The 4346-nt window shown below is 60.6% G+C and carries 4 protein-coding genes and 1 pseudogene; 3 read left to right on the top strand and 2 right to left on the bottom strand.

Annotated elements, in window-relative coordinates; genetic code table 11:
- The first annotated feature begins 43 nt into the window (after positions 1-43).
- Complete coding sequence (locus ACCD03_RS25400; protein ID WP_413413271.1) at positions 44-523, top strand: TPM domain-containing protein; 480 nt, start codon at positions 44-46, stop codon at positions 521-523.
- 2 nt (positions 524-525) lie between these two features.
- Here the strand turns inward: ACCD03_RS25400 and ACCD03_RS25395 are convergent.
- Positions 526-741 (bottom strand): annotated as a pseudogene (locus ACCD03_RS25395) (Arm DNA-binding domain-containing protein); the annotation flags it as partial.
- Between the two features lie 323 nt (positions 742-1064).
- The gene (locus tag ACCD03_RS25390) at positions 1065-2126 is read right to left on the bottom strand and encodes an SDR family oxidoreductase (protein ID WP_413413270.1); all 1062 of its coding nucleotides are present in this window, start codon (positions 2124-2126) and stop codon (positions 1065-1067) included.
- Positions 2127-2238: 112 nt separating this feature from the next.
- Here ACCD03_RS25390 and ACCD03_RS25385 point away from each other — a divergent pair, with 112 nt between their 5' ends.
- The gene (locus ACCD03_RS25385) at positions 2239-3144 is read left to right on the top strand and encodes a LysR family transcriptional regulator (protein ID WP_413413269.1); all 906 of its coding nucleotides are present in this window, start codon (positions 2239-2241) and stop codon (positions 3142-3144) included.
- 115 nt (positions 3145-3259) lie between these two features.
- On the top strand, positions 3260-4204 hold the full coding sequence (locus ACCD03_RS25380) for a chemotaxis protein (RefSeq protein WP_024979325.1): 945 nt from the start codon (positions 3260-3262) through the stop codon (positions 4202-4204).
- The last annotated feature ends 142 nt before the right edge of the window (positions 4205-4346 follow it).

Genomic DNA, 4346 nt, shown 5'->3' with positions numbered 1-4346 from the left:
GAACAAGGCCGCTCGCATCTTCAAGCACCTCAAACATCTTGTCATGCCGGGTCGGCACGTCAGGCGGCCTTTTTCCAGCAAGACACTGCATGCCATCGAAGAGACTATTACGCAGTGTGAGGCAACGCACGCCGGGCAACTGTGCTTTGCCATTGAAGGCTCCCTGAGCTGGGCTGCGCTGCTTGAAGGACAGATGCCTCGCGCCCGCGCGCTGGAGGTCTTTTCCCATTTGCGTATCTGGGACACGGAACACAACAACGGTGTCCTGATATATGTCCTGCTGGCCGATAGATGCGTCGAGATAGTTGCCGACAGGGGCATCGCTTCACATGTACCCGCAATCGAGTGGGAGGCTGTTTGCCACAATATGGAAGCCGCGTTCCGTGCCGGCGATTTCAAGCACGGCGCGCTTGCGGGCATTGAGGCCATTGGCGGATTACTCAGCCAGCATTTCCCCACACAGCAGCAGGCTTCACGCGAATTGCCTGCCAAGCCGGTGATTGTTGGAGGCGGGGCGGCCTAGCTCTTCTCGCGCGCATCACGCAGGCCGACGTCTGAGTAGACGCCGATCGACACGCGCTTTTCTTTCCCGTCGATTCGATATTTAAGGCGCCACCACTTGCCGCCAGAGGGCGACACTTCGAGGTAGAGGCCGTTGCCATCGAACAGGCGTTGTAGCTTGTCGGCCGGCCTGGCGCTTCGGATTGCGATATCAGTTAGTGACTTTTGGGGGCAACTCATTTTCGGGGACCAAAGTTGCCCCCAATGTTGCCCCCAGAATTGTCGCGCTGCCAACGGATGGCAACGGACGACAGCAGACGACAATCGCCCGCAAAGCCTTGTAATACCGCGATTCTTGAGTCTTTTCGTTCCTCAATAAATCATCAGATGGTGGGACGTACAGGATTTGAACCTGCCTGCCTGCGTCGGTAAACCGTCGCCGCTCGACCCATGAGCTACCGTCCCGCCTTCACTATATCGACCCTTCCTGCGGAAACCCGAGTCGGGACATCCCCCTAGCCGGATCGGCCAGTGCGCCGCTCCGGCGAAGGCATCCGGACGTTCTACCCCGGAATGATTTTGTGTTGACGCAAGTCGTCGAAGATGCGCATGAACATCGCTTCCGTCTCCACATATTCGTGAAAGCCAAAGCGACGTGCCTTGGAGCCGTCACCGAACATGTCGTAGTCCCATGAGAAGACGAAGTCGGCAAAGCGCCACGAAGACACATCGCGGTAAGGCGTGTTCGCCAAACCATGCTTGGCGATCATGCTTTGCCAGAGCGGCACCTTGTCGGCCATGACGGTGTCGAGCGACAAGGGCAGCGGCGGGGCGACTTCCAACGCAAAGTAGCCGGCGATCTTGGGCCACATTTCGCTCCAGCGGAAGAGGTCTCCGTTGTTGATGTTGAAGGCCTGGTTGGCGCAGCGCGGCTCGGTGGCGGCCCACACGGTGGCGCGGGCGAGCAGGCCGGCATCGGTCATTTCCAGCAGGTGGTCGTATGCGCCGGGTTTGCCGGGAAAGCGCAGCGGCAGGCCCAGTTCTTTCGATATCGACGCGTACATGGCGATGGCCACGGCCAGGTTCATCGGATTACCTAGCGCAAAGCCACCGACCACCGACGGGCGTATTGCTGACCATGTCCACGCTTTGCCCACCTGGCGTGCTTCCAGAAAGGTCTGCTGGTCGAACATGAATTCGGGCGGCATGAAATGCGCATCCGTTTCGCGCGCCGGGGTTTTGAACGGCCCGAGGTGGCCGCCGTAGACCTTGTAGCCCTGCATCAGGCTGATGTGCATGAGGTGTGGCGACGCGGCTTCCATGGCTTCAACCACGTTGGTCAGCATGGCGAGGTTGGGCGGCACCAGTTCTGCCCAGGTCGGGCGGTCCTGATAGGCGGCGTAGAAGATGTGGGTGACGTCGCCAAGCGCGCGGAGCTTGGCGCGCGTGTCGGCCGCGTCGAGCAGGTCGACGGCCACATGCTGGATGCGCTCGGTCGATTCTCCGCCGCGGCGCGACAGGCCCACGATGCGCCAGTCGTCCAATGTTGCGAGGTGCTCGATCAAGTTGCGGCCGATCACGCCCTGAGCGCCCACGACGAGCGCGACTTTGTTCTGTGCAGTCATGTTGATGTTGGGTTGAGCCCAACGCAGCAATGGCAATGGCAGCCAGTATGAGAACGATCGAATCTGTGCGATAGACTGCCAACAAGCACAACATTTATGAATTGAAATCACAATGTCGCGGCTTGATGTCAATCGCTTTGGCGAGATGGAAGTTTTCGTGCGGGTCGTGGAAGAGGGCGGTTTCTCCGCTGCGGCGCGCGCCTGCCGGATGACGCCGTCGGCGGTGAGCAAACTGGTCGCGCGGTTGGAAGCCCGGTTGGGGGCGAGGCTGGTGAACCGCTCCACGCGGCGCTTTCAGCTCACGCCCGAGGGTATGGCGTTCTATGAACGCAGCGTGACGGTGCTGGCCGATCTGGAAGAGGCCGAGCGCGAGGCGTCCGCCGGGGCGCAGCCTTCAGGGCGATTGCGCATCAATTCCAATGTGCCGGTCGGCACGCATTTGCTGCTGCCGATTGTGCCGGCGTTTCTGGCGTGCCATCCGGAGGTGTCGCTCGACATTGCGCTCACGGATCGCGTGGTCGATCTGATGGAAGACCGCACCGATGTTGCACTGCGCAGTGGTCCGCTAAAGAGTTCTCGGCTGGTGGCGCGCAAGCTGGGGCAGACGCGCTTGATGGTGGTGGCGTCTCCGGCTTATCTGGCGCGCGCGGGCACGCCGCGCACGCCGGCTGATCTGGCAAACCACAACTGTCTGGCGTTCAGCTACGTGCGCGCCATGAGCGCTTGGCCTTTCATTAAGCGCGGACGTCGCACCGAATTCACCCCGCACGGCAACACGCAGATCAGCGATGGCGAGGCGCTGTGCGCTGTGGCGGTCGCCGGTCTGGGGCTGGCGCGCTTGGCTGAGTTTCAGGTGCGCGCCGATCTGGATGCGGGCCGTCTCGTCCCCGTCCTGGAGGATTACAACCCGGGCGAGACCGAAGACATCCACGCCGTCTATGTCGGTCAGGGAGCGCATCTGCCGGCGCGCGTGCGAGCATTTCTCGATTTTCTGGTCGCGCACGTGAAGGTTGCCTAGGCTTGTGTTTCCCCACGCTGGAAGGGCTCGGCCTTCACATTCGCAAAACCCCTTCAAGTTGCCAAACGCCGTGCCGTTTACCGCCACATAACGTGTGCTTGAACGGGGGAAGACAATGTCGCAGCACGAAGTTGATGAACGGACCAATCTGACAAACAACAACCGTTTTGAACTGTTGCTGTTCCGCCTGGGCGAATCTGCGCGCTCCAATCAGCGCGAGATGTTCGGCATTAACGTGTTCAAGGTGCGCGAGATCATGGTCATGCCGCCTGTGACGCATGTGGCGGATGCCGGCGCCCATATCCTGGGTGCGGTCAATGTGCGCGGCCAGATCATTCCCGTAATTGACCTCGCCAGCGTGATCGGCACCAAGAACGGCAATGCCAACATCCTGCTGATTACCGAATATGCGCGCTCCACCCAAGGCTTTGCGGTGGAAGAAGTGGACGAGATCGTGCGCCTGGAATGGAGCCAGATCTTCCCGGCCGAGGCGAGCGTTGGCAGCAGCAACATCACCAGCCTGGCGCGCCTGGACGGCAACGCCGACAACTCCCGTCTGGCGCAGGTGATCGACGTCGAACAGATTCTGGTGGATGTGTTCCCGACCCGCCGTACCGATCTGGCGCCCGACAATGGCGAGCGTCCGATCAAGCTGCCGCCGGGTGCCAAGCTGCTGGTGGCGGACGATTCGGGCCTCGCACGCTCGCTCATCGCCAACGGTCTGGAAGCGATGGGCACACCGTACGTGATGACCAAGAGCGGCCAGGAAGCGTGGGATACGCTGCAGAACATCGCTCGCGATGCCGCTCGCGAAGGCAAGACCGTGCGCGACAAGATCGCCCTGGTGCTGACCGATCTGGAAATGCCCGAGATGGACGGGTTCACGCTCACACGCAAGATCAAAACCGAGCCGGCATTCCAGTCGATTCCGGTGGTGATTCACTCGTCGCTGTCGGGCTCGGCCAACGAAGACCACGTGCGCCGCGTTGGCGCCAACGGCTACGTTGCGAAGTTTGAAGCGAACGAACTCGCGCAGGCCATTGCTTCTGCGCTGGGTTAATCGCTGAGCTAAGCACTGAGGCCCACCCGCGGCGGGCGGGACCACCACCCCCGCCCCCAGACAAAGAAAAACCGGATGTGTGAGAAAAACACCCCACACAAAAAAAAAAAAAAAAAAAAAAAACAAAAAAAAAAAAAAAAAA

It is taken from the genome of Ralstonia sp. Ralssp135 (assembly GCF_047304345.1).
Taxonomy (GTDB): Bacteria; Pseudomonadota; Gammaproteobacteria; order Burkholderiales; family Burkholderiaceae; genus Ralstonia; species Ralstonia chuxiongensis.
The sequence above is the reverse complement of the archived record's forward strand: the minus strand, read 5'-3'. Positions and strand labels throughout refer to the sequence as shown.